This window comes from Pseudomonas sp. MF4836 (assembly GCF_002018875.1).
In the GTDB taxonomy this organism is placed as follows: domain Bacteria; phylum Pseudomonadota; class Gammaproteobacteria; order Pseudomonadales; family Pseudomonadaceae; genus Aquipseudomonas.
Genome location: NZ_MVOL01000007.1, coordinates 268,923 through 293,943, shown reverse-complemented (window position 1 = coordinate 293,943; position 25,021 = coordinate 268,923). Strand labels below are relative to the sequence as shown.

25 protein-coding genes are annotated in these 25,021 nt (G+C 64.0%); 21 read left to right on the top strand and 4 right to left on the bottom strand.

Annotation, left to right across the window (positions count from 1 at the left end):
* Nucleotides 1-9 precede the first annotated feature (9 nt).
* From MF4836_RS18480 to hcnC, 5 genes are all read left to right on the top strand, one after another.
* Entirely contained in the window at nt 10-399 is a 390-nt protein-coding gene (locus tag MF4836_RS18480; RefSeq protein ID WP_153050242.1) for a hypothetical protein, read from the top strand.
* Between the two features lie 188 nt (nt 400-587).
* Complete coding sequence (locus MF4836_RS18475; RefSeq protein WP_078471484.1) at nt 588-1,517, top strand: hypothetical protein; 930 nt, start codon at nt 588-590, stop codon at nt 1,515-1,517.
* Between the two features lie 468 nt (nt 1,518-1,985).
* A complete protein-coding gene (hcnA, locus tag MF4836_RS18470) occupies nt 1,986-2,303 on the top strand; it encodes a cyanide-forming glycine dehydrogenase subunit HcnA (protein ID WP_078471483.1) in 318 nt (105 codons plus the stop codon).
* Nucleotides 2,300-3,709 (top strand): cyanide-forming glycine dehydrogenase subunit HcnB, encoded by a 1,410-nt coding sequence (hcnB, locus tag MF4836_RS18465; RefSeq protein WP_078471482.1) that lies wholly within the window; start codon nt 2,300-2,302, stop codon nt 3,707-3,709. Before hcnA ends, hcnB begins: the two co-directional genes overlap by 4 nt.
* Nucleotides 3,702-4,970 (top strand): cyanide-forming glycine dehydrogenase subunit HcnC, encoded by a 1,269-nt coding sequence (gene hcnC, locus MF4836_RS18460; RefSeq protein WP_078471481.1) that lies wholly within the window; start codon nt 3,702-3,704, stop codon nt 4,968-4,970. Before hcnB ends, hcnC begins: the two co-directional genes overlap by 8 nt.
* Nucleotides 4,971-5,029: 59 nt before the next feature.
* On the opposite strand, the gene MF4836_RS18455 is transcribed toward hcnC, so the two are convergent.
* Nucleotides 5,030-5,641 carry a glutathione S-transferase gene (locus tag MF4836_RS18455; protein ID WP_078471480.1) on the bottom strand — a complete coding sequence of 204 codons (612 nt, stop codon included), beginning with the start codon at nt 5,639-5,641 and terminating at the stop codon, nt 5,030-5,032.
* A gap of 255 nt (nt 5,642-5,896) precedes the next feature.
* On the opposite strand from MF4836_RS18455, the gene MF4836_RS18450 reads away from it, so the two are divergent.
* The 3 genes from MF4836_RS18450 to MF4836_RS18440 all read left to right on the top strand — a co-directional run bounded on the left by MF4836_RS18450 (nt 5,897) and on the right by MF4836_RS18440 (nt 7,527).
* On the top strand, nt 5,897-6,814 hold the full coding sequence (locus MF4836_RS18450; protein WP_078471479.1) for a DHH family phosphoesterase: 918 nt from the start codon (nt 5,897-5,899) through the stop codon (nt 6,812-6,814).
* 14 nt (nt 6,815-6,828) lie between these two features.
* Nucleotides 6,829-7,098, top strand: coding sequence for a DUF7660 family protein (locus MF4836_RS18445; protein ID WP_078471478.1), 270 nt, complete (start codon nt 6,829-6,831; stop codon nt 7,096-7,098).
* A 198-nt stretch (nt 7,099-7,296) separates the two neighbouring features.
* Nucleotides 7,297-7,527 carry a DUF2388 domain-containing protein gene (locus MF4836_RS18440; RefSeq protein ID WP_078471477.1) on the top strand — a complete coding sequence of 77 codons (231 nt, stop codon included), beginning with the start codon at nt 7,297-7,299 and terminating at the stop codon, nt 7,525-7,527.
* Nucleotides 7,528-7,540: 13 nt separating this feature from the next.
* On the opposite strand, the gene MF4836_RS18435 is transcribed toward MF4836_RS18440, so the two are convergent.
* Together MF4836_RS18435 and MF4836_RS18430 are read right to left on the bottom strand one after the other, a co-directional pair.
* Nucleotides 7,541-7,915: an SMI1/KNR4 family protein gene (locus MF4836_RS18435; protein ID WP_078471476.1), complete on the bottom strand. Its 375-nt coding sequence runs from the start codon at nt 7,913-7,915 to the stop codon at nt 7,541-7,543.
* Between the two features lie 84 nt (nt 7,916-7,999).
* Entirely contained in the window at nt 8,000-8,920 is a 921-nt protein-coding gene (locus tag MF4836_RS18430; protein ID WP_078471475.1) for a MurR/RpiR family transcriptional regulator, read from the bottom strand.
* Nucleotides 8,921-9,230: 310 nt separating this feature from the next.
* Between MF4836_RS18430 and MF4836_RS18425 the strand changes: the two genes are divergently transcribed.
* Nucleotides 9,231-11,168: a bifunctional 5-dehydro-2-deoxygluconokinase/5-dehydro-2-deoxyphosphogluconate aldolase gene (locus MF4836_RS18425; protein WP_078471474.1), complete on the top strand. Its 1,938-nt coding sequence runs from the start codon at nt 9,231-9,233 to the stop codon at nt 11,166-11,168.
* 90 nt (nt 11,169-11,258) lie between these two features.
* Here MF4836_RS18425 and MF4836_RS35385 read toward each other — a convergent pair whose 3' ends face one another.
* Entirely contained in the window at nt 11,259-11,414 is a 156-nt protein-coding gene (locus MF4836_RS35385) for a hypothetical protein (protein ID WP_161955750.1), read from the bottom strand.
* On the opposite strand from MF4836_RS35385, the gene iolE reads away from it, so the two are divergent.
* The 12 genes from iolE to MF4836_RS18365 all read left to right on the top strand — a co-directional run bounded on the left by iolE (nt 11,392) and on the right by MF4836_RS18365 (nt 24,831).
* Nucleotides 11,392-12,300, top strand: a complete 909-nt coding sequence (gene iolE / locus MF4836_RS18420; RefSeq protein ID WP_078471473.1) for a myo-inosose-2 dehydratase — start codon at nt 11,392-11,394, stop codon at nt 12,298-12,300. The genes MF4836_RS35385 and iolE overlap by 23 nt on opposite strands.
* A complete protein-coding gene (gene iolB / locus MF4836_RS18415) occupies nt 12,297-13,106 on the top strand; it encodes a 5-deoxy-glucuronate isomerase (protein ID WP_078471472.1) in 810 nt (269 codons plus the stop codon). Before iolE ends, iolB begins: the two co-directional genes overlap by 4 nt.
* 36 nt (nt 13,107-13,142) lie before the next feature.
* Nucleotides 13,143-14,642 carry a CoA-acylating methylmalonate-semialdehyde dehydrogenase gene (locus MF4836_RS18410; RefSeq protein ID WP_078471471.1) on the top strand — a complete coding sequence of 500 codons (1,500 nt, stop codon included), beginning with the start codon at nt 13,143-13,145 and terminating at the stop codon, nt 14,640-14,642.
* Nucleotides 14,643-14,676: 34 nt separating this feature from the next.
* Complete coding sequence (locus tag MF4836_RS18405) at nt 14,677-15,498, top strand: TIM barrel protein (protein WP_078471470.1); 822 nt, start codon at nt 14,677-14,679, stop codon at nt 15,496-15,498.
* Nucleotides 15,499-15,552: 54 nt separating this feature from the next.
* Nucleotides 15,553-17,490, top strand: a complete 1,938-nt coding sequence (gene iolD, locus MF4836_RS18400; protein WP_078471469.1) for a 3D-(3,5/4)-trihydroxycyclohexane-1,2-dione acylhydrolase (decyclizing) — start codon at nt 15,553-15,555, stop codon at nt 17,488-17,490.
* Nucleotides 17,491-17,524: 34 nt separating this feature from the next.
* Entirely contained in the window at nt 17,525-18,550 is a 1,026-nt protein-coding gene (locus tag MF4836_RS18395) for a Gfo/Idh/MocA family protein (protein WP_078471468.1), read from the top strand.
* A gap of 186 nt (nt 18,551-18,736) precedes the next feature.
* On the top strand, nt 18,737-19,597 hold the full coding sequence (locus MF4836_RS18390) for a sugar phosphate isomerase/epimerase family protein (RefSeq protein ID WP_078471467.1): 861 nt from the start codon (nt 18,737-18,739) through the stop codon (nt 19,595-19,597).
* A gap of 83 nt (nt 19,598-19,680) precedes the next feature.
* The gene (locus MF4836_RS18385) at nt 19,681-20,727 is read left to right on the top strand and encodes a Gfo/Idh/MocA family protein (RefSeq protein ID WP_078471466.1); all 1,047 of its coding nucleotides are present in this window, start codon (nt 19,681-19,683) and stop codon (nt 20,725-20,727) included.
* A gap of 145 nt (nt 20,728-20,872) precedes the next feature.
* Nucleotides 20,873-21,073 carry a hypothetical protein gene (locus MF4836_RS18380; RefSeq protein WP_078471465.1) on the top strand — a complete coding sequence of 67 codons (201 nt, stop codon included), beginning with the start codon at nt 20,873-20,875 and terminating at the stop codon, nt 21,071-21,073.
* Between the two features lie 54 nt (nt 21,074-21,127).
* Nucleotides 21,128-22,054, top strand: a complete 927-nt coding sequence (locus MF4836_RS18375) for a sugar ABC transporter substrate-binding protein (protein ID WP_078471464.1) — start codon at nt 21,128-21,130, stop codon at nt 22,052-22,054.
* A 119-nt stretch (nt 22,055-22,173) separates the two neighbouring features.
* On the top strand, nt 22,174-23,739 hold the full coding sequence (locus MF4836_RS18370) for a sugar ABC transporter ATP-binding protein (protein WP_078471556.1): 1,566 nt from the start codon (nt 22,174-22,176) through the stop codon (nt 23,737-23,739).
* 69 nt (nt 23,740-23,808) lie between these two features.
* Complete coding sequence (locus MF4836_RS18365; protein WP_020300609.1) at nt 23,809-24,831, top strand: ABC transporter permease; 1,023 nt, start codon at nt 23,809-23,811, stop codon at nt 24,829-24,831.
* Nucleotides 24,832-25,021 lie beyond the last annotated feature (190 nt).

The following is a 25,021-nucleotide window of genomic DNA, read 5'->3' as shown; positions in this document are numbered from 1 at the left end:
GTTGAACCGATGAAAGTGTGGCCATGGATAAAAAGTCTCGGGTTGTTGTTATTGGTGTGCCTGGTGCTGAATGCGGCGGTACACCTCTCGTTGCTCCTGCCTTACATCGTGAAGCACGTGCACCTGAGCAGCTCGGTCGGCCAGAGGATGCTGATCACCCTCATCATGAAAATCCTCATCACAAGCGTGGCCGCCGTCTTGCTGCCGGCGTTGCTGTTGAAGTTCAACTTTCGCCGCTCCGCCTACGGCGCCATGCTGATCGGCATTCTGGTTTTCATGGACCTCCCTCCAGCCACCGCCCTGAGTAGCCTGTTGCTGATGCTATGGTTCCTGGCGCTGATGCTGTGGCTGGCCTGGTGCAAGCTGCGCGATGTCTACCGCTACTACCGGACCAAATGAATGGGCGGCACCGTGCAGAACGCCCGCCGGTAAACGCAGCGGTCGGCAAATTGCACGGTTCCAGTCCAGTATTTGTTTTATAACTCATTGTTTTTAAAGAATTTTATTTGTTGGTTCGGTTGGCACGGTGGCTGCAATTCTCCCTTCGAGACTTGTAACACCATTTTTCTGCCTGGAGCCGAACAACAATGAATAGATCCTCTGATACCTATCTGCCTGCCGTGGATGAGTCGAGCAGCCGCTCGGGTGTGTCCTGGGGCGCGATATTCGCCGGTGCGGCGGCCGCTGCGGCCCTGTCGCTGATTCTGATCCTGCTGGGCTTCGGCCTGGGCTTTTCGGCCGTGTCGCCCTGGGCCAACCATGGCATCAGTGCCAAGGGCCTGGGGATCTCCACGATTGTCTGGCTGGCGTTGACCCAGATCTTCGCCTCGGGCCTTGGTGGTTACATCGCCGGTCGCCTGCGGGTGAAGTGGGCCAACATGCACGGTGACGAGGTCTACTTCCGTGACACCGCCCATGGCTTCCTGGCCTGGGCCGTGGCCACTCTGGTGACCGCGACCCTGGTGGTCGGTTCGGTCAGCAGCATCGTCAGCGGTGGCGTGCAGGCCGGTGCCAGCGTGGCTTCAGGAGCGGCCAGCGTGGCCACTCAGGCAGCCGGCAGTGCAGCCAGCAAAACCAGTGGCGATGACTATGGCTATTTCGTCGACAGCCTGTTCCGCGATGATCGCCCGGTGGCCGTCAGCGATGACGCAGCCCGTGGCACCGTGACCCGGATCTTCGTCCGCACCTTGGGCAACGACGGGCAGCTGGCTCCTGAGGATCGCAGCTACCTGGCGCAACTGGTGGCCCAGCGCACCAACCTGACCCAGGCTGATGCCGAGCGCCGCGTGGACGAGGTGTTCGCCAAGACCCGTGCGGCCGTGGACGAAGCCAAGCTGGCCGCCAAGCAGGCAGCTGACACCGCCACCAAAGTCGCGGCCTGGACGTCGCTGTGGATGTTTGTCGCCCTGCTGTGCGGTGCTTTCTTCGCCAGCCTGGCTGCCACTTTTGGCGGTCGCCGCCGGGATGCAGTGGTGTACCTCGAAACCGACGCCTACCTGACCACCCCTGTTCGCTGATTGAAGGAGAATTCCCATGCGCTCATTACTCTTGTGGTTCCTCGGTGTGCCGATCCCGGTGATTATCCTGATCGCCATCTTCATGCATTGATGGCCTGACCCGCCTGATACCAGGGCCGCAGCTACCTTCGTAGTTGCGGCCTTGTTGTTTGTGGGGGAAGGCATCTGGGGACACCTGACACTCCACGACGCCCATTCGGGCCAGGTCCAAATGCGGCCCGAGTTTGGCAGCGGCTACAGGGAGGCGACGGATGGTCGGAGATGCATCAGATTCGCAACGCCGTGTCTTGGCGCAGATCAATACTTGTGTGGGCAAAACCTTCTAGATTGGGTGCGCTTCAGCCCTGCATGTTCAGCGGCGACGCATTGGCGAATCCTGACCGCAAGCCGGCTGGGGCGAGCAGCTGCACGATATTGCACGGCATGAGGCTGGCAATCCCCCTTTAATTTTCATGGATGAACGCGCCCATGGGTCCAACAGACCGCACCTTCGACATTCAGCCGCTGCCACAGGCGGACATGACTATCAGCCTCAATGGCCAGCCGGTAAGCGCGGCCATTGGTGAAACCGTGCTCAGCGTGATCCAGTCGCTGGGCCTGCGCCAGGTGGCGCGCAACGATCATGGGCAACTGGCCGGCGCCTACTGCGGCATGGGCGTGTGCCACTGCTGCCTGGTGCAGATCGATGGCCGGCACAAGCGCCGCGCCTGCCAGACCCTGGTCAGGCCGGGGATGCAGGTGCAGACCGCAGTCAACCGTATCGACCAGCCGGAGCACGCGCTATGAGCCTGTGCCCGGTAATTGTCGGCGGTGGCCCGGCAGGCATGGCAGCGGCCATCGAGCTGGCGGAGCATGGGGTGCGCAGCATCCTGATCGACGAGGCGTCGCGCCTGGGCGGGGTGGTCTATCGCGGCCCGCTGCGCGATGGGGTGCAACTGGACTACCTGGGCCCGCGCTACTGCGAAGTGCTGGCTCGGTTGCACGGTGATTTTGCCCGCCAGGCGCCGCTGATCGAAGTGCGCCTCAACAGCCGGGTGATCGGCGCTGAATCCACACGCTCATTGATGGTGCTCGATGCCGACGAGCAACTGTACGAACTGGCCTACCCGCAATTGCTGCTGGCCGCCGGGTGCCATGAGCGCAGCGTGCCGTTCCCCGGCTGGACCCTGCCCGGGGTGATGTTGCTGGGCGGCTTGCAATTGCAGATCAAAAGCGGGGTGGTCAAACCCCAGGGGCCGGTGGTGATCGCCGGAACCGGTCCGTTGCTGCCGCTGGTGGCCTGCCAGCTGCATGCCGCCGGGGTGGCGGTGGCGGGGGTCTACGAGGCCAGCGCCTTCGGCAAGATCGCCAAGCAGAGCCTGGCCCTGCTGAACAAGCCCCAGCTGTTTCTCGACGGCCTGAGCATGCTGGCCTACCTCAAGCTGCACCGCATCAGCCTGCGCTATGGATGGGGCGTGGTCGAAGCGCGGGGCGAGGGCGGGGTGAGCAGCGTGCTGGTCGCGCCGTATTCGGCCGATTGGCAGCCGGACCTGGCCCGGGCCGAGGCGGTGGCCGCCCAAACCCTGGCGGTGGGCTACGGTTTTATCCCGCGCACCCAGCTCAGTCAGCAGATGGGCCTGGAACATGGCTTCAGCGATGACGGCTACCTGCGGGCCACGGCCGATATCTGGCAGCAGAGCAGCGAACAGCACATTCACCTGGCCGGTGATATGGGCGGGATTCGCGGTGGCGAGGCGGCCATGCTCGCCGGGCGGATTGCGGCGGTGTCGATCCTGGTCCAGCGTGACGTGCTGGGCACCGAAGCCGCCTTGCAGCGGCGCCAGGTGTTGCTCAACAAGCTGGCGGCGATTGTGCGGTTTCGCGTAGCCGTCGACCGCTACACCGAGCGTGGCAGTGGCCAGACCAGCCTGCCCGCAGCCGATACCGTGATCTGCCGCTGCGAACATGCGACCCGGGGCGACATCGACCTGGCGCTGTCCCAGGGCGTGCAGGACATGGCCAGCCTGAAAATGCGCACCCGGGTCAGCATGGGTGATTGCCAGGGGCGGATGTGCGTCGGCTATTGCAGCGACCGCCTGCGCCAGGCCACCGGCCGCCAGGATGTCGGTTGGCTGCGCCCGCGCTTCCCCCTGGACCCGATCCCGTTCTCGGCGTTTTCCCAATCTGGCAAGGATGCTTCGACTCATGAGTAAGTTCTACGACGTGATTATTGCCGGCGGTGGTGTGATCGGCGCCTCCTGCGCCTACCAACTGTCCAAGCGCAAGCACCTCAAGGTCGCGCTGATCGACGCCAAGCGCCCGGGTAACGCGACCCGCGCCTCGGCCGGCGGCCTGTGGGCCATCGGCGAGTCGGTGGGGCTGGGCTGCGGGGTGATCTTCTTTCGCATGATGTCGGCCAACCGCAAGCGCGAAGCCGCGGGCTCGGCGGTGGTGGTCGACTCCAGTACACCGCATATCCTGCCGCAGTCGTTCTTCGACTTTGCCCTGCAATCCAACGCCCTGTACCCGCAGTTGCACCGCGAGCTCAAGGGCTTGCACGGGATGGATTTCAAGTTCGAGGAGACCGGCCTCAAGTTTGTGATCTACGACGATGAAGACCGGCTCTACGCCGAGCACATCGTCGGCTGCATCCCGCACCTGGCCGACCAGGTGCGCTGGCTGGACCAGGCGGCGCTGCGGGCGGCCGAGCCCAATGTCAGCCTGGAGGCCCAGGGCGCCCTGGAGTTTCTCTGCGATCACCAGGTCAACCCTTTCCGCCTGGCCGATGCCTACACCGAGGGCGCGCGGCAGAACGGCGTCGACCTGTACTTCAACACCAACGTCACCGGCGTGCTGCACCAGGGCACCCGGGTCCGGGGCGTGCGCACCGACGAGGCCGGGGTATTCAACTGCGACACCCTGATCAACGCCACCGGTGCCTGGGCCGCCGAGCTGAGCCGGATGGCCACGGGCCTGAGCATTCCGGTCAAGCCGGTGAAAGGCCAGATCCTGCTCACCGAGCGCATGCCCAAGTTGCTCAATGGCTGCGTGACCACCAGCGATTGCTACATGGCGCAAAAGGATAACGGCGAGATCCTGATCGGCAGCACCACTGAAGACAAAGGCTTCGACGTCACTACCACCTACCCGGAAATCAACGGCCTGGTGCAGGGGGCGGTGCGCTGCATTCCGGAGTTGGCCCAGGTCAACCTGAAACGCTGCTGGGCCGGCTTGCGCCCGGGTTCGCCGGATGAGCTGCCGATCCTCGGGCCGATGGCTGGGGTCCAGGGTTACCTCAATGCCTGCGGGCACTTTCGCACCGGCATTCTGACCTCGGCCATCACCGGGGTGCTGCTGGACAAACTGGTGAACGACGAGCCGCTGCCGCTGGATATCACGCCGTTCCTGGCCGACCGCTTCGAGCTGCAACCTGATCTGCAACCTGAGCCGCAGCCCGAGGCCGTCCTGGCCTGAGGCCTCAGGAGCAGGGGAGGTTCGCCAGCGCGGTTTTTCCGCTGCTGGCGACGCAGGCCTCAGATGGCCGGGGTGCTGAGGAACGCCGGCAATTGCTCGGCGTAGGCACTGAAGGCCTGGACCTTGGGAAACTGGGAGGCGTCGAGCTGATCGGCGACCATCATCTGGGTGAAACCCCAGGCCACGGCCAGGGTGATGCCCGCCTGATCGAGCTGGCCATCCTGGGGCAGGGGGTGTTTGTGCAGCTCCTGCTCCAGTTCGCGGTAGGCGGCCTGCAACTGGCCGCCCACCCGTTCCAGCCAGGGCGCGTGCTGCTTGTCGGCGGGGCGCAGTTGTTTTTCATAGACGATCTGCACCGATTTTTCGCAGGCCGCCAGCGCCAGGCCAATCACCCGCAACGCTGAGATACGCGGCTCCAGGGCTGCCGGCATCAGGCTGTGCTCCGGGCCGGCCAGGGCTTCGAGGTAATCGAGGATCAGGGTCGAATCCATCAGCACTTCACCGTTGTCGCAGACCAGAGTCGGCGCCTTGACCACCGGGTTGATCTTCTGGAACTGCTCGAAGGTACTGAATACCGACACGGCGGCATGTTCGAAGGGCAGATCCAGGCACTTGAGGCTGATGGCGACACGGCGAACGTAGGGCGAGTCGAGCATTCCGATCAGTTTCATCGAGCATTTTCCTTGTGCGAAACAACGCTGGGAGGGAGACCGCCGGGTAATTTAGCGGCTCGCGCCCGGGATTGACCATGGCAGGCCGAGAAAATTTTGCGGCACTTGCCGACAATCCCCGGCGACTTTGCGCTGCCCCTGTGCCACACCACAAAACCCGTCAGGCATACCAGGCGGTACAGGTCATCAAACTGTCATGGGCGGCTGGCAGGGTGGGCGGCCCGGCCCGCGGGCTGTTTGCGCCACAAGGACGTCATGATCATTGTCACTTCCGGCTCGGCCTATCTGGATATCGATGCCTACGCCTGCTGCATTGCCTACGCCGAATTGCTCAACCTCCAGGGCCAGCCGGCCCGGGCGGTGAGCAGTGCGCCACTCAACGAAAGTGTGGCCGCCAGCCTGCGGACCCTGGGTCCCGGGCTCGACCCGTACGTGCCCGGGCCCGAAGACGAGTTTGTGCTGGTGGATATTTCCAATCACCTGCACCTGGACCCGATCGTTGCCCTGGAGCGGGTGGTGGAGGTCATCGACCATCACCCGGGCTTCGAGGAGTTCTGGGACCGGCGCCTGGCGCAGCGCGCCGATATCCGCCAGATCGGCGCCGCCTGCACCCAGGTGTTCCAGCGTTGGCACGCCTCGGGTCTGCTGGCCTCGATCAGCCCGGCGAGCGCCACCTTGCTGGCTGCCGGGATCCTCGACAACACCCTGAATTTTACCGGCCACAGCTGCACCGAAGCCGACCGCGAAGCCTACGCCGCCCTGGCCGCGCTGGCCGGCCTCGACTCACAGTGGGCGCGAGGCTATTTCGGCGAATGCCAGCGGGCAATCGAGGGGCAACTGGAGCAGGCGTTGCTCAAGGACCTGAAAATCATGGCCCCCATCAGCAACCTGCCGCGCACCTTCGCCCAGCTCACGGTGTGGGACGCTGGCCAACTGCTGCTCCAGCGGCGGCAGATCGAGCAGGTGCTGGGGCGCCAGGGCCAGGACTGGTTGCTCAACCTGATCAGCCTTCGCGAGCACAAGAGCTACCTGCTGACCGGCAGCGCCGGCAGTTCGCAGAAACTCGCGCTGCTGGTAGATTGCCCGGCGCAGGACGGTGTGCGTGTGCTGGATCGACCGGTGCTGCGCAAAGAGTTGCTGCGCAAGGGGCTGGAGTTGCAGCCGAACAACTGACAAGGCGGGTGGTGATGGGGATTGAAGAGTATTTGCAGGCGGTGTGCGACGAACAGAGCTTCATGGCCTTCGTCGATGCGCTGGTGCAAGACCGGCTCCAGGATGCGGCGGCAGCGGCCCAGGGCCAGCCACCGGCCTGGGAGAATCTGAGCATTACGGACTTTCTCGAAGGCGCCAACGCCTGGGCTCGGGCCACCGGGGTCGGCGCCTCCCAGGGCCTGGCCGAGGCGTCGCCCTGGCAGCGTTTCGCGGTGTTTTTGTACTGCGGGAAAATCTACGAGTAGACGTCGACAGGCCCGGCCGACATTGCGCGAACGGCTATGCTGCTGGCCGAAGCGGCGCAATCACGCAGCCACTGACTGGGAGGCACTATGCAGTTGAACGCCTTGGCCCTGGCCGCGTTGTAACTGGGTGTCAGCCTGGGGACCTGGGCCGAAACCGCGAGTAAGCCCAACGGCTTTGAACAGGCGTTTTCCATCACCATGGCCTTGCCCGCGCTGAGCATCATCTACACCAGCGACCTGAGCAGCGACGAAAAACAGATCAAATGGAGCCAGGCCCAGGAGGAGGCGTGCCTGTTCATTGCCTCGGAGGGGACGATTCGCGGCGTGTTTTTCGAGCAGGCCCTGAGCCAGGTTCGCGGGCGCGGGGCGGCTCAGGGGCGGGCCTTGAGCGACCTGCAATGGGCCGCGATGATCGCCAGTGCCCAGTAAGTCGGGGCCGGTTTCAGTCGGGGTCGACGATCAATTGTGCGACAAAGGCTGAAAACGACGGCGCCAGGAACACCCGGGCGCGTTCAGGCTCATCGTAGTACTCGGACTCGAAAAAAATGATCGCGCCCGCCTGTGCGTCATCGGTGGCGAAGCAGAAGTAGTCGCCGCCTGCATCGCCGGCGAAGGGCACCAGGTTCTGCGGCATCAGCGGGTTGTCGAGGAAGGCCCCCAGGTAGGTGGATTCCAGGGTGTTGCGCCCGTATTTGAGGGGCAGGAACTCGTTGATCTTGTAGCCCGCGTCCTCATCCATAAACAGGTTGGTCTGGCAGTGCCCGCCGTTGTGTTGCAGGTAAAACGCCCGCAGTTGCGCCGGCAGTTCGCAGCCGATCTGTGCTTCGACCTAGGCAATATCCTGCGGAGTGAGGGCGTCCTTGCTGTGTTGCAGGTCCATGTTGGTCCCTAAAAAGCGGTACTAGTCGTCGAAGCCGACCTGTTCGTGAATTTCATCCACCTTCAATTCCAGGCGATAGGCCACGGCGATAAACAGCGCCTGGCACAGGCACAGGGTGGCGCTCAGGGAGCGGAAGGCGAACGAGCTGCCCTCATTCACCAGCAACACCGCGTTAGCGCGCTTGGCCAGGGGCGAGAGGTTGCTGTCGGTGATGATCAGGGTCTTGGCCTGGTGGTGCTGGGCAATGCGCAGGCAATGCTGGGTCTCTTTGCCGTACGGGGTGAAGCTGATGGCGATCACCAGGTCGTTGGGGCGGATGCTGCGCATTTGTTCGCGGTAGCTGCCGCCCAGGCCCGACACCAGGTGGATGCGTTTGTTGGTGTGTTGCAGGTTGTACACCAGGTAGTCGGCCACGGCGAACGAGCGCCGCACCCCGACTACGTAGATGTTGTCGGCATTCACCACCAGGTCCACGGCCTTGTCGAATGCCGCATCGTCGAGCTCCAGCCCCAGGCGCTCGATCCCGGACAGGGTGGCATTCACGCATTCGCGCGCCAGGTCGCCGCCACTGGCCTTCTGCGACTTGTTGGCGATCATGCTGCGGATGCGCTGCTGGTAGTTCTGCACCGGGGTGGTCTTGTGGGTGTAGGCCTCGCGAAACAGTGCCTGCATTTCACTGAAGCCACTGAAGCCGAAGCGCTGGGAGAAACGCACGATGGCCGACGGGTGCACTTCGCACTCGCGGGCAATGTCGCTGATGCGGTCGACCATGATCCTGTCGCTCTGCTGGCTCATGTAGCTGGCGATGCGTTTGAGCTGGCGCGGCAGGCTTTCGTATTCATTGGTGATCAGCTGCAGCAGGCGCTCGGCATTGATCGGTGGGCTGGTGAGGTCGCTCTCTGGCGCGCTCTCGGAAGTCGCCGGCTGATCGGTGCGGGACATAGAAAATCCTTCTGGCTTGTTCTTATAGGGCCGGCATGGGCATCCGTCCCCTGACAATAGGTGGGCTGTGCGCAGTCTACAGGTTAGGCACGCAGAAAATCTTGAGGCTGATGGCGTCGGGCCGATTGCTGAATCGATGCACGGCCTCTGGAGCGGTGCTTGAAAAGTTTATTGGAAAAAATATTCCATGTAAAAAATTTATAGAAAAAATATTGATTGGCGCCGACAGACGTTTTAGTCTGCATCCACCAAGAGTGTTCGGTGCCGGCAAGAGGGCGAACACAGGCTGATAAAAATAACAGGAGCCAGCATGGGCCAGACTCGTTTTGCCAGTGGGCGTCAATTGGATCTGATCTGCCTCGGACGCCTGGGCGTCGACCTCTATGCACAGCAGGTGGGTGCACGGCTGGAGGATGTCAGCAGTTTCGCCAAGTACCTGGGCGGCTCGTCGGCGAACATCGCCTTCGGCACCGCGCGCCTGGGCCTCAAGTCGGCGATGTTGAGCCGGGTGGGGGACGACCACATGGGGCGTTTCCTGGTGGAGTCCCTGGCCCGCGAGGGCTGTGATGTCAGCGCAATCAAGGTCGATCCGCAACGCCTGACCGCCATGGTCCTGCTGGGCCTCAAGGACCGCGAGACCTTCCCCCTGGTGTTCTACCGCGAGAACTGCGCCGACATGGCGTTGCGCGCCGAAGACATCGATGAAGCCTTTATCGCGTCGAGCAAGGCGCTGTTGATCACCGGCACCCACTTCTCCACCGACGGCGTGTACCAGGCCAGCGTCCGGGCCCTGGAATACGCGCACAAACACCAGGTCCAGCGGGTACTGGATATCGACTATCGCCCGGTGCTCTGGGGCCTGGCCGGCAAGGCCGACGGTGAAACCCGGTTTGTCGCCGACCACCAGGTCAGCCAGCACGTGCAGCAGATCCTGCCGCGCTTCGACCTGATCGTCGGCACTGAAGAAGAGTTCCTGATTGCCGGCGGCAGCGAAGACCTGCTGACGGCGCTGCGCACCGTGCGTTCCCTGACCGCCGCGACCCTGGTGCTCAAGCTCGGCCCCCAAGGCTGCACGGTGATTCACGGGGCGATCCCGGCGCGCCTGGAAGACGGCGCGATCTACCCCGGGGTGCGGGTGGAAGTGCTGAACGTTCTCGGCGCCGGCGATGCCTTTATGTCCGGCTTCCTCAGCGGTTGGCTGGCGGATGCCAGCGACGAGCGCTGTTCGCAGTTGGCCAACGCCTGCGGCGGCCTGGTGGTGTCGCGCCATGCCTGCGCCCCGGCGATGCCAACCCCGGCCGAGCTGGAATACCTGTTCAACAGCCCGGTGCCAATTACCCGGCCGGACCGCGACCCGGTGCTGCAACGCCTGCATCAGGTCAGCGTGCCGCGCAAACACTGGAAGCAGCTGTTTATCTTCGCCTTCGATCACCGCTGGCAGTTGCTGGAGCTGGCGCAAAAAGACGGCCGCGACTCGGCCGCCATCAGTCAGTTGAAACTGTTGTTTATCCAGGCCGTGCAACGGGTTGAAAGCGACCTGCGCGAGCAGGGCGTCGAGGCCGATGTCGGGCTACTGGCCGACCAGCGCTTCGGCCAGGATTCACTGAACGCCGCCACCGGTCGCGGCTGGTGGGTGGCGCGCCCGGTGGAGGTCCAGGGGTCGCGGCCACTGGCCTTTGAACACGGGCGTTCGATTGGCAGCAACCTCATTGCCTGGCCCCAGGAGCAGATCATCAAATGCCTGGTGCAATACCACCCGGATGACGAGCCGCTGCTGCGCCTGGAGCAGGAGGCCCAGCTCAAGGGCCTGTACCAGGCGGCGCAAGTCAGCGGGCATGAACTGCTGCTGGAAGTGATCCCGCCCAAGGACCACCCTTCGGCCCACCCGGACGTGCTCTACCGCGCGCTCAAGCGCCTGTACAACCTGGGCATCTTCCCCGCCTGGTGGAAGATCGAAGCCCAGAGCCGAGAACAGTGGCAACAGCTCGACGAACTGATCGAGGAACGCGACCCGTACTGCCGTGGCGTGGTGCTGCTGGGCCTCAATGCCCCGGCGGCCACCCTTGCCGAAGGCTTTCGCCAGGCCAGTCAAAGCCGCACCTGCCGTGGTTTTGCCGTGGGCCGCACGATCTTCCAGGAGCCGAGCCGGGCCTGGCTGGCGCAGGAAATCGACGATGAAACCTTGATCCGGCAAGTCCAGGCCACCTTCGTCGAACTGATCGACGCCTGGCGCCAGGCCCGTGACTGACTGATGAACACCGCCATTGCTTCAGGTGCATCAACGGCGATCATTCGGGCCAGCGCAGCCTCGCTCCTCGGCAGCGCCTGCAACGCCTGATCAGCCCACCCTGTAGCCGCAGCCGAAGGCTGCGCTGGCCAGCATGAACAGCGCTGTTTTCCAGATCCACGGACGACGATTTCCAGCCCAACCGCTCAACGTTTTTTGACGAACAACAATAAAAGGTAGCGCCATGCCCAGTATCAGAATTGGCATCAACCCGATCTCCTGGAGCAACGACGACTTGCCGTCCCTGGGCGGTGAAACGCCGCTGAGCACGGCCTTGAGCGAAGGCCGCGAGATCGGCTACGAAGGCTTCGAGCTCAACGGCAAGTTCCCCAGGGACGCCAAGGGCGTCGCTGATGTGCTGCGGCCCTACGGCCTGGCGCTGGTTTCGGGCTGGTATTCGAGCCAGTTGGCCCGGCGCTCGGCGGCCGAGGAGATCGACGCCATTGCCAGCCATGTCGAGCTGCTGGCGCAGAACGGGGCCAAGGTCCTGGTCTATGGCGAAGTCGCCGACTCGATCCAGGGCCAGCGCATTGCCCTGGTCGAGCGCCCGCGCTTTCACAGCCAGCAGGCCTGGCAGGCCTACGCCGACAAGCTCACCGAGCTGGCGCGCTTCACCCTGTCCCGGGGCGTGCGCCTGGCCTATCACCACCATATGGGGGCCTACGTCGAATCCCCGGCCGACATCGATCAGTTGATGCAACTGACCGGCCGTGAAGTTGGCCTGCTGTTCGATTCGGGCCACTGCTACATGGGCGGCGGCGAACCGCTGGAGGTGCTGCGCAAACACATCGACCGCGTGTGCCACGTGCATTTCAAGGACGTGCGCAAGCCGGTGGTGCAGTTGGCGCGCAATAACCTCTGGAGTTTCCCGGACTGCATCATCAACGGCACCTTTACCGTGCCCGGCGATGGCGACATCGACTTTGCCGCGCTGCTGGAGGTGTTGCTGGACGCCGACTACCAGGGCTGGCTGGTGGTCGAGGCGGAGCAGGACCCGGCGGTGGCCCCCAGCTATGCCTACGCCAAGAAGGGCTACGAAACCCTGCGCCATTTGCTCGGCACGGCGCAGCACAGCCGGGGGGTGGCGCAATGAGCCTGCTGGTCAAGAGTGCTGCCAAGGGCCGGACCATGGTCCAGTTGCAGGAGGGCGAACTGACCTACGTCGGTTTTGCCGCCTATCGCCTGAGCCTCGGCGAAACCCTGCCGGTCAGCGCCGGGGACAAGGAGCTGTGCCTGGTGCTGCTCGGCGGCCGGGTGGATATTCGGGGCGAAGCGCCAGGGCAGGGCGGGTTCGCCTGGGAGAACCTGGGTGATCGGCAGTCGGTATTTGAAGACAAGTCGCCGTTCGCCGCCTACCTGCCGCCCGGCAGCCAGGCCCAGGTCACCGCCCTGAGCGATGTGCAGATCGCCGTCTGCGCCGCCCCCGGTGCCCCGGACAAGCGTTTTGCCCCGCGCCTGATCCGTCCCGAACAGTGCAAGCGCAGTGTGCGTGGCAAGGGTGCCAACACCCGTTATGTGTGCGACATCCTGCCGGACACCGAGCCGGCTCACTCGCTGCTGGTGGTGGAGGTGCGCACGCCGTCCGGGCATTCCTCCAGCTACCCGCCGCACAAGCACGACACCGATGACCTGCCGCACCAGAGCTTTCTCGAGGAAACCTACTACCACCAGGTCAATCCGCCCCAGGGCTTCGTGTTCCAGCGGGTATACACCGACGACCGCAGCATCGACCAGGCCATGGCCGTGGAAAACAGCGACCTGGTGGTGGTGCCCAAGGGGTATCACCCGGTCAGCGTGCCCTACGGCTACGAGTCCTATTACCTCAACGTCATGGCCGGGCCCAAGCGCGTCTGGCAGTTCCATAACGACCCCCGGCACAGCTGGCTGCTGGACCTCTGAGCCCAACCTTTCAACCCTTGAGGGAGCACAAGAACAATGAGCGATACCCCGGTAGTAGGTCATTACATCGACGGCCAGGTTCACACCCAGGGCGAGCGTTCGAGCCCGGTGTTCAACCCGGCCACGGGCGAGGTCCAGGCCCAGGTGGCCCTGGCCAGCCTGCAGACCGTGGAGCAGGCGGTGGCGTCGGCGCGCCGGGCGTTCCCGGCCTGGTCCGAGCAATCGGCACTGCGCCGTTCGCGGGTGATGTTCAAGTTCAAGGAACTGCTGGACCGTCACCATCAGGAGCTGGCGCAGATCATCACCCGCGAGCACGGCAAGGTGCTGTCCGACGCCATGGGCGAAGTCACCCGTGGCATCGAGATCGTCGAATACGCCTGTGGCGCACCGAGCCTGCTCAAGACCGATTTCAGCGACAACATCGGCGGCGGTATCGATAACTGGAACCTGCGCCAGCCCCTGGGCGTATGCGCCGGGGTCACCCCGTTCAACTTCCCGGTGATGGTGCCGCTGTGGATGATCCCCATGGCCCTGGTCACGGGTAACTGCTTCATCCTCAAGCCCTCCGAACGCGACCCGTCCGCCAGCCTGCTGATGGCTCGCCTGCTGACCGAAGCCGGCCTGCCCGATGGCGTATTCAATGTGGTGCAGGGCGACAAGGCCGCGGTGGATGGCCTGCTGCAACACCCGGACATCGAGGCGATCTCCTTTGTCGGTTCGACCCCGATTGCCGAGTACATCCACCAGCAGGCCAGTGCCCGAGGCAAGCGCGTGCAAGCCCTGGGCGGGGCCAAGAACCACATGATCGTGATGCCCGACGCCGACCTTGACCTGGCGGCGGACGCCCTGATCGGTGCGGCGTTCGGCTCGGCCGGCGAGCGCTGCATGGCGATTTCGATCGCGGTGGCGGTGGGCGAGGTAGGCGACGCGCTGATCGCCAAACTGCTGCCGCGCATCGATCGGCTCAAGGTCGGCAACGGCATGCAGGGCGACAGCGACATGGGGCCGCTGGTCACTGCGCAGCACAAGGCCAAGGTTGAAGGTTTTATCGACCAGGGCGTGGCCCAGGGCGCGCAGCTGTTGGTGGACGGGCGCCAGTTCAAGGTGCCGGGGGCGGAGCAGGGCTTTTTCGTCGGCGCCACCCTGTTCGATGGGGTGACCCCGCAGATGAGCATCTACCAGGAGGAAATCTTCGGCCCGGTGCTGGGCATCGTCCGCGTCGCGGATTTCGCCAGCGCGGTGGCCTTGATCAATGCCCACGAGTTCGGCAACGGCGTGTCCTGCTTCACCCGCGACGGCGGTGTGGCCCGGGCCTTTGCACGCACGATCAAGGTCGGCATGGTCGGCATCAACGTGCCGATTCCGGTGCCCATGGCCTGGCACTCCTTTGGCGGCTGGAAGCGTTCGCTGTTCGGCGACCACCATGCCTATGGCGAAGAAGGCATGCGCTTCTACAGCCGCTACAAAAGCGTGATGCAGCGTTGGCCCGACAGCATCGCCAAAGGCCCTGAATTCAGCATGCCGACTGCCCAATAATTCACATCAACCCGTTGCGTTGCGGAGAACAAGAATGAGCCAGCCCCTGCGTTTCGCCTTGAACCGTATGGTTGCACCCCGTTTGTCCCTGCCTGAATTCATCAACCTCGCGGTCAGCCTCAAGGCCGACGCGATCGAAATCCGCAATGACCTCAAGGGGGTCGAGATTGAAGACGGCACGCCGCCGCAGGAGGTGCGCGAGCTGTGCGCGGCCCAGGGCATCAAGGTGCTGTCGATCAACGCCCTGTACCCCTTTGATGTGTGGAATGACCAGCGCCGGGAACAGGTGCTGAAACTGGCGGCCTATGCCCGCGATTGCGGCGCCGAAGGCCTGGTGATGTGCCCGTTGAATGACCCGGCCGACCCACGCAGCGAGGCCGAACGCAGCGCCGGCCTGCGCACCGCCTTGACCCAGCTGGCGCCGATCCTGCGGGAACACCGGCTGCTGGGTTTTATCGAGCCCCTGGGTTTTGAAGAGTGCGCGCTGCGGCGCAAGCGGGTGGCGGTGGACGCGATCCGCGCCATCGGTGGCCTGGATGTGTTCCGCCTGGTGCACGACACCTTCCACCATCACTTGGCCAGCGAGCATGAGTTCTTCCCCGAGCTGACCGGGCTGGTGCATATCTCCGGGGTCGAGGATGCCCAGGCGCCGCTGAACAGCATCCGCGACGGTCATCGGGTGCTGGTGGGCGAGGCGGACATCCTCGGCAATGCGGCGCAGATCGACACCCTGCTCAGCAGCGGTTATCGCGGCTACCTGTCGTTCGAACCGTTCGCCGACAGCGTGCATGGCCTGGCGGATATCCGGCAGGCCATCGGCGCCAGCATCGCCCATTTGCGCCAAGCCCTGGCCTGAGCCGGGCCGAGCACCGTACACAGCAGGTTTTCGGTTTCTTTGGAAGGAACGGACATGAGTACGACACGATTGACCATGGCCCAGGCCCTGGTGAAATTCCTCGACAACCAGTACGTCGAGGTCGATGGGGTGCAGAGCAAGTTCGTCGCCGGGATCTTCACCATTTTTGGCCACGGTAATGTGCTCGGCCTGGGCCAGGCCCTGGAGCAGGACAGCGGCGATCTGCTGGTGCATCAGGGGCGCAACGAGCAGGGCATGGCCCATGCCGCCATCGGTTTTGCCAAGCAGCACCTGCGGCGCAAGATCTATGCCTGCAGTTCGTCGGTGGGCCCGGGCGCGGCCAATATGCTGACCGCCGCCGCCACGGCCACCGCCAACCGCATTCCCTTGCTGCTGCTCCCGGGGGATGTCTACGCCAGCCGCCAGCCGGACCCGGTGTTGCAGCAGATCGAGCAGTTCCATGACCTGAGCATCAGCACCAACGATGCGTTCAAGGCCGTGAGCAAATACTGGGACCGGATCAACCGCCCCGAGCAGTTGATGAGCGCGGCGATCCACGCCATGCGCGTGCTCACCGACCCCGCCGAAACCGGTGCGGTGACCCTGGCCTTGCCCCAGGATGTGCAGGCCGAGGCCTACGATTACCCGGATTACTTCCTGCAAAAACGCGTGCACCGCATCGACCGCCGGCCGCCCACCGAGGCCATGCTGGCCGACGCGGTGGCCTTGTTTCAGGGCAAGCGCAAGCCGCTGATCATCTGTGGCGGCGGGGTCAAGTACGCCGGCGCCAACCAGGCCTTGCAGGCATTTGCCGAGCGCTTCGGGATTCCATTCGCCGAGACCCAGGCCGGCAAGAGCGCGCTGCTTTCCAGCCACCCGCTGAACCTCGGCGGCATCGGCGAGACCGGCTGCCTGGCGGCCAACCTGCTGGCGCCGGAAGCCGACCTGATCATCGGCATCGGCACCCGCTACAGCGACTTCACCACCGCCTCCAAATCCCTGTTCAAGCAGCCTCAGGTGCAGTTTCTCAACCTCAATATCAGCCCCTGCGATGCCCTGAAACTGGACGGCGTGCAGCTGCTGGCCGATGCCCGGATCGGCTTGCAGGCACTGAGCGAGGCCCTGGGGCGCAGCGACTATCAGGCGGCCTGGGGCGGGCAGATCGAGGACGCCAGGGCGCAACTGGAGGCCGAGGTGGATCGGGTCTATCAGGTGCACTACCAAAGTGACGGCTTCGTCCCGGAAATCAACGACCACCTGGACCCGGCGGTGCTGCGGGAATTTATCGAACTGACCGGCTCCTGCCTGACCCAGAGCCGGGTGCTGGGGGTGCTCAACCAGGCCCTGGCCGACGATGCGGTGATTGTCGCCGCCGCCGGCAGTTTGCCCGGCGACCTGCAGCGCAGCTGGCGCAGCAAGGGGGTCAACACCTACCACGTGGAGTACGGCTATTCGTGCATGGGCTACGAGGTCAGCGCGGCGCTGGGGGTCAAGCTGGCCGAGCCCGAACGTGAGGTCTACGCGCTGGTGGGGGATGGCTCGTACCTGATGCTGCACTCGGAGCTGGTCACCTCGATCCAGGAGCGGCGCAAGATCAATGTGGTGCTGCTGGACAACATGACCTTCGGTTGCATCAACAACCTGCAGATGGAACACGGCATGGACAGCTTCGGCACCGAGTTCCGTTTCCGCAACCCGGACACCGGCAAGCTCGACGGCGGCTTCGTGCCGGTGGACTTTGCCATGAGCGCCGCGGCCTATGGCTGCAAGACCTACAAGGTCAGCACCGAGGAGCAATTGCAGGCGGCCCTGGCGGATGCCCGGACCCAGACCGTGTCGACCCTGATCGATATCAAGGTCCTGCCCAAGACCATGATCCACAAGTACCTGTCCTGGTGGCGGGTAGGGGTGGCCCAGGTCTCCACCAGCGCCCGCACCGACGCGGTGGCCAAGACCCTCAACGAACGCCTGGCCAAGGCCCGGCAGTACTGATTGCCCTGAACTGAACAACCGCAGGAGTGTAGCCATGTCTTCGTCGTCTCATTCGTTAAAACTGGGCGTTATCGGCACCGGTGCCATTGGCCAGGATCACATTCGCCGTTGCAGCCAGACCCTGCTCAACAGCCAGGTGGTGGCCGTCACCGACATCAATTTGCAGCAGGCGGCCAAGGTCGTGGCCGACCTGGGCCTGGGCGCCGAGGTCTACCCCGACGGTCACCGGTTGATCAACGCGCCGGAGGTCGAGGCGTTGCTGGTGACCTCCTGGGGCCCCAGCCATGAAGAGTTCGTGCTGGCGGCCATCGCCGCGGGCAAGCCAGTGTTCTGCGAGAAGCCGCTGGCGGTGACCGCGGCAGGCTGCCGCCGCATCGTCGAAGCCGAGGTGGCCCACGGCAAGCGCCTGGTGCAGGTCGGTTTCATGCGCCCTTATGACCAGGGTTACCGTGCACTCAAGGCGGTGATCGACAGCGGCCAGATCGGTGAACCGTTGATGCTGCACTGCGCCCACCGCAACCCGACTGTGGGCGAGAACTACAAGACCGACATGGCCATTACCGACACCCTGATCCACGAGCTGGACGTACTGCGCTGGTTGCTGGCCGACGATTATGTGTCGGTGCAGGTGGTGTTCCCGCGCAAGACCAGCAAGGCCCATGCGCACCTCAAGGACCCGCAGATCGTGTTGTTGGAAACCGCCAAGGGCACGCGCATCGACGTCGAGGTGTTCGTCAACTGCCAGTACGGCTACGACATCCAGTGCGAAGTGGTGGGGGAGAGCGGTATCGCCCGTCTGCCGGAGCCGTCCCAGGTGCAACTGCGCAGCGGCGCCAAACTGTCCAACGCGATTCTGATGGACTGGAAAGACCGGTTTATCGCCGCCTATGACGTCGAGTTGCAGGCCTTTATCGACGGCGTGCGCGCCGGCAAGGTCGGCGGCCCTTCGGCCTGGGACGGCTTTGCCGCGGCGGTGGCCGCCGATGCCTGTGTCGAGGCTCAGGGCAGCGGCGCAATCGTCAACATCACCCTGCCGGACCGCCCGGCGTTTTATGGCTGATACCCGATCTCAAACGAAACCCTGGAGCTCGAATCCCACACCCTGTAGCCGCTGCCGAGCTCCGCGAGGCCCGAGTGGGCGCCGTAGCAGTGTCAGGTGTCAGCAAGGCGCTGCGGATGGCCAGCATCCGCACGCGGCCCGAGGATTCAGGGCCCGTTGAGCCAACTTTTGAGGGAGTAACACCCTATGCGTATTGCACTCGATCCATATATGTATCGCCATCTGCCCTTGAACCAGATGACCGACAAGGCAGCGGAACTGGGCTACGAGTACATCGAACTGTCGCCCCGGGAAGACTTCATGCCGTTCTACAAGGCGCCACGGGTCGACCGGGCGCGGATCAAGGAGTTTCGCAAGGCCTTGAGCGACAGCGGGGTCAAGCTCTCCTCGCTGTTGCCCATGTACCACTGGGCCAGCGCCGATGAAGGCCTGCGGGTGGCGGCGGTGCGCAACTGGAAACGCGCGATCCAGATCGCCGTCGAGATGGACTGCGAGCTGGTCAACAGCGAGTTCACCGGCCAGTCGGACAAGGCCCTGGTGTGCGAGAACCAGTTCATGCGCTCCATGGACGAGCTGATGCCGGAGTTCGAACGCGAGGGCGTCAAACTCAATATCCAGGCGCACCCCTACGATTTCTGCGAGCGCAACAATGAGGCGGTGGACATCATCCGTGGCCTGGACCGGGACTGGATCAACTACGTCTACGCCGCGCCGCACACCTTCTTCTATGACGACGGCAAAGGCGATATCGCGCCGATGCTCAAGTACGCCGGCGACAAGCTGGCGCACCTGATCATTGCTGATACCTATAACCACCGGGCCTCATCGGGCCAGCGCTACATCGTCAACCCACCGGGCGTGCACGCTACCGTGCACCAGCACCTGGACATCGGCCAGGGCGAAGTGGATTGGGAAACCTTCTTCTCCACCCTGCGCGAGATCCGCTTCGATGGCATTGCCACGGTCTCGGTGTTCGCCTGGGAAGACCGCCCCGATCAGTCCAGCCTGATGATGCTTGAGCGCGTCAAAAGTGAGCTGTGCCGCTAAACCGCAACCCCTACCCAACGGCAGGCGCCAGGCCGCATGTGCTCTTGCGGCCCTGGCGCGCCGCCCCATCAGCAGGAGGATGTATGCGTATAGGTCTTGTCGGATACGGCCATGGCGGCCGTCACTTTCATGCGCCGCTGATTGCCAGCTTGCCCGGCGCGCAGTTTGTCGGGGTCGTCACCCGTTCGGCCGAGCGTCGGCAGTTGCTGGCCCAGGATCACCCGGGCCTGGCGGCGTTCGACAGCATCGGCCAACTGGCCGAGGCCGGGGTCGATGTGCTGGTGGTCTCGACGCCGTTGGCAGGGCGCCCGGCGCTGGTGCTGGAGGCGATCGAACGCGGCATCGCGGTGGTCAGTGACAAGCCTTTCGCGACCGATGCACAACAGGCGGCGTTGCTGATCGACAGCGCCGCCGCGCGCCAGGTGCCCCTCAGCGTTTACATGAACCGGCGCTGGGACTCGGACTTTCTCACGGTGCGCAAACTGATCGAGTCCGGAACCCTGGGCCGGATCACTCGCTTCGAATCCAAGGTCGAACGCTACGCGCCGCAGTCGCTGGGCAATGACAGTGGCGGCGGCTTCCTTCGGGACCTGGGCAGCCACCTGGTGGATCAGGCGCTGCAACTGTTCGGGCCGGTGGTGCGGGTGTATGCCGAGCTGCACTACACCCCCGAGGAACCGGAGGTCGACCACGGCTTTTTTGTGTCCCTGAGCCACGTCAACGGGGTGGTCTCCCATCTGGCCGGCAGTTGCCTGCAAAACAGCCAGGGGCCGCGTTTTCGGGTCAATGGCACGGCCGGCTGTTACACGGTCGATGGCCTGGATGGCCAGGAACAGGCGCTGGTGGCCGGTCTTTCGCCGAAAACCGAAGGCGAGCGCTGGGGCGTCGAAGAGCATCGGCGCTGGGGCTGGTTCGAGCAGGGCCAGGAACGCGAGCGCATCACCTCCGAGCGCGGGGCCTGGAATCAGTTCTATCAGCAGCTGTTGCAAGCGCTGGAACAGGGGACTGCACTGCCCGTGGACCCCGCCGATGCGCTGGCCACCACCCAGGTGCTGGACGCCGCGCGGCTAAGCTGGCTGCGGCGCCAGGTGGTGGAATTGGCAACGGTTTCCAGCCCGGAACAAAATTAGAATAAAATTCTAAAATTAGTTGATATAGAAATTATTTTCCAATAAAGTCATTTCCAGGTTGCCGACTATCGAAGGCTCCGATGGGCTTCAAGCACTGCTTGATTCCCTGGAGAGCCTGCCAACAAAAACAAATCAGGTGCCGTCGATGAAAACCTCCAACAGTGCGTCGCACGTTCTGCCTTCCACGTCCCAGCCACGCTCCAGCCATGTTCCGAGCGACCCCGAACTGCCCCGGGCCGTGCACCTTTCTGTGTTCCAGTATTTTTTCGGCCTGTTGTGCATCGAGCACAACGGTGCGCTGGTGTGCTGCATTCCCGGCGCGCCCATCGTGCGCCTGCCGCACTGAGTTGCTTCTGCGCCTTATCCATAAAACCTACAAGAATGTGGAGAAAGACCTTTCATGAAGACCAAGACCCGTTTCGCCACGCTGGCCCTGTCACTGATGCTTAGCAGCGGCGCGGCCTTTGCCGACCTGAAGATCGGCGTGAGCATGTCGCAGTTCGATGACACCTGGCTGACCTACCTGCGCGAGTCCATGGACCACAAGGCCAAGTCCCTGCCCGATGGGGTCAAGTTGCAGTTCGAGGACGCCCGCAGCGACGTGGTCAAGCAACTGAGCCAGGTCGAAAGTTTTATCAGCCAGAAAGTCGATGCCATCGTGGTCAACCCGGTGGATACCGCCGCCACCCGGAAAATCACCGAAGCGGCGGTCAAGGCCGGCATTCCCCTGGTCTACGTCAACCGCCGCCCGGATGACCTGAACCTGCCCAAGGGCGTGGTCACCGTGGCCTCCAACGACCTGGAAGCGGGGCAGATGCAGATGCAGTACCTGGCCGAGAAGATGGGCGGCAAGGGCGACATCGTGATCCTCCTCGGCGACCTGGCGAACAACTCCACCACTAACCGCACCAAGGGCGTCAAGGAAGTGCTGGCCAAGTACCCGGGGATCAAGGTCGACCAGGAACAGACCGGCATCTGGCTGCGGGATAAAGGCATGACCCTGGTCAACGACTGGCTGACCCAGGGCCGCAAGTTCGACGCCATCGTTTCCAACAACGACGAAATGGCCATCGGCGCCTCCATGGCCCTCAAGCAGGCCGGGGTGGAGAAGGGCAGCGTGCTGATCGCCGGGGTCGACGGTACGCCCGACGGCCTGCGTGCGGTGAAGAAGGGCGACCTGACGGTCTCGGTGTTCCAGGATGCCAAGGGCCAGGCCGACGGCTCGATCGATACCGCGGTGAAGATGATCAAGCATGAGCCGGTGGAACAAGCTGTCTGGGTGCCTTATCGCCTGATCACCCCGGACAACGTCGACCAGTTCAAGTAATGCCGCTGACCTCGCCCCGGCGCCAGAGCGGCGGGGCATCGACACCGTCATCGTCCGTTCAATAACAACAATAAGCGGCCAGGCAGCCTCGGGCCGCCTGGCTGATGGAGTACCTGATCATGTTCTCTCGCGCGACTGCTGTGAGCACTGCGCCGCTGGCGATCCCGCCTGGCGCCCTGGCCACGGACGAACCCTACCTGCTGGAAGTGATCAACGTCAGCAAGGGCTTTCCTGGTGTGATTGCCCTGTCCGATGTGCAGCTGCGGGTGCGCCCGGGCACGGTGCTGGCGCTGATGGGCGAGAACGGTGCGGGCAAGTCGACCCTGATGAAAATCATCGCCGGCATTTACCAGCCCGATGCCGGCGAGCTGCGGCTCAAGGGCCGGCCCGTGGTGTTCGGCACGCCGCTTGCGGCGTTGCAGGCGGGGATCGCGATGATCCACCAGGAACTCAACCTGATGCCGCACATGAGCATCGCCGAAAATATCTGGATCGGCCGTGAGCAACTCAACGGCCTGCACATGATCGATCACCGCGAGATGCACCGCTGCACCGCCCGGCTGCTGGAGCGCCTGCGCATCGACCTCGACCCCGAGGAGCAGGTGGGCAACCTGAGCATCGCCGAACGGCAGATGGTCGAGATTGCCAAGGCGGTGTCCTACGACTCCGATGTGCTGATCATGGATGAGCCGACCTCGGCCATCACCGACAAGGAGGTGGCGCACCTGTTCTCGATCATTGCCGACCTCAAGGCCCAGGGTAAGGGCATCATCTATATCACCCACAAAATGAATGAAGTGTTCGCCATCGCCGATGAAGTCGCGGTGTTTCGCGACGGCGCCTACATCGGCCTGCAACGCGCCGACAGCATGGACGGCGACAGCCTGATCTCGATGATGGTCGGGCGCGAGCTGAGCCAGCTGTTCCCAGTGCGGGAAAAGCCCATCGGCGATCTGCTGCTGTCGGTGCGCGACCTGCGCCTGGACGGGATCTTCGCCGGGGTGTCGTTCGACCTGCACGCCGGGGAGATTCTCGGTATCGCCGGGCTGATGGGCTCGGGGCGGACCAACGTCGCCGAAACCCTGTTCGGCATCACCCCCAGCGACGGCGGCGAAATCCGCCTCGACGGCCAGCCATTGCGCATCGGCAACCCGCACCTGGCCATCGAGAAGGGCTTTGCCCTGCTGACCGAGGATCGCAAGCTCAGTGGCCTGTTCCCCTGCCTGTCGGTCCTGGAAAACATGGAGGTGGCGGTGCTGCCCCATTACGCCGGCGGTGGTTTCGTCCAGCAAAAGGCCTTGCGCGCCCTGTGCGAGGACATGTGCCAGAAGCTGCGGGTCAAGACCCCGTCGCTGGAGCAGTGCATCGACACCCTGTCGGGCGGCAATCAGCAAAAGGCCCTGCTGGCGCGCTGGCTGATGACCAACCCGCGGATCCTGATCCTCGACGAGCCGACCCGCGGCATCGACGTCGGGGCCAAGGCCGAGATCTATCGGCTGATCTCGTTCCTCGCCAGCGAGGGCATGGCGGTGATCATGATTTCCTCGGAACTCCCCGAAGTGCTGGGCATGAGTGACCGGGTCATGGTCATGCACGAAGGCGAGCTGATGGGCACCCTCGACCGTGCCGAAGCGACTCAGGAACGTGTCATGCAACTGGCCTCGGGCATGGCCCTGGTCCACTAGTTCTTACAGGCATTGAGGTCGAGGGCGCAGTGGTTCGCCGTCGGCCACGGACATAAAAGGTGAATGGTTATGAACGCGATACTGGAAAACAAACCTGCCACGGCGCCGACCCGAGCGCGTCGTCGGTTGCCGACCGAGCTGAGTATTTTCCTGGTGCTGATCGGCATCGGTCTGGTCTTCGAAGTGTTCGGCTGGATCGTGCGTGATCAAAGCTTCCTGATGAACTCCCAGCGCCTGGTGCTGATGATCTTGCAGGTGTCGATCATCGGCCTGCTGGCCATCGGCGTGACCCAGGTGATCATCACCACCGGCATCGACCTGTCGTCCGGCTCGGTGCTGGCGCTGTCGGCGATGATCGCCGCCAGCCTGGCGCAGACCTCGGACTTTGCCCGGGCGGTGTTCCCCTCATTGACCGACCTGCCGGTGTGGATCCCGGTGATCGCCGGGCTGGGGGTCGGGCTGCTGGCGGGGGCGATCAACGGCAGCATCATCGCCATCACCGGTATCCCTCCCTTTATTGCCACCCTCGGCATGATGGTTTCGGCCCGGGGCCTGGCCCGCTACTACACCGAAGGCCAGCCGGTGAGCATGCTCTCGGACTCCTACACCGCCATCGGCCACGGGGCGATGCCGGTGGTGATTTTCCTGGTGGTGGCGGTGATCTTCCACATCGCCCTGCGCTACACCAAGTACGGCAAGTACACCTACGCCATCGGCGGCAATATGCAGGCGGCGCGGACCTCGGGGATCAACGTCAAGCGTCACCTGGTGATCGTCTACAGCATCGCCGGGCTGCTGGCGGGCCTGGCCGGGGTGGTGGCCTCGGCACGGGCCGCCACCGGGCAGGCGGGGATGGGCATGTCCTATGAACTGGACGCCATCGCCGCGGCAGTGATCGGCGGCACCAGCCTGGCCGGCGGGGTCGGGCGCATCACCGGCACCGTGATCGGCGCGCTGATCCTCGGGGTCATGGCCAGCGGCTTTACCTTTGTCGGGGTCGATGCCTACATCCAGGACATCATCAAGGGCCTGATCATTGTGGTGGCGGTGGTCATCGACCAGTACCGCAACAAGCGCAAGCTCAAGCGCTGATGCTCACATCGCGCCCTTGACCACAGGCACCGCGGCTGGCTTGCCAGCCCCTGTGCAGCAAGGGCCGGGGCCGGTGTCGCGCCTTGTCGCCACCGGCCCCGGTCACGGTCCGGCCACGATCGACCCGGGCTGACCGAAGACCTGCCAATACCCGCAGCACCCCCACAACCCGCATCAAAAAAACCTTAAC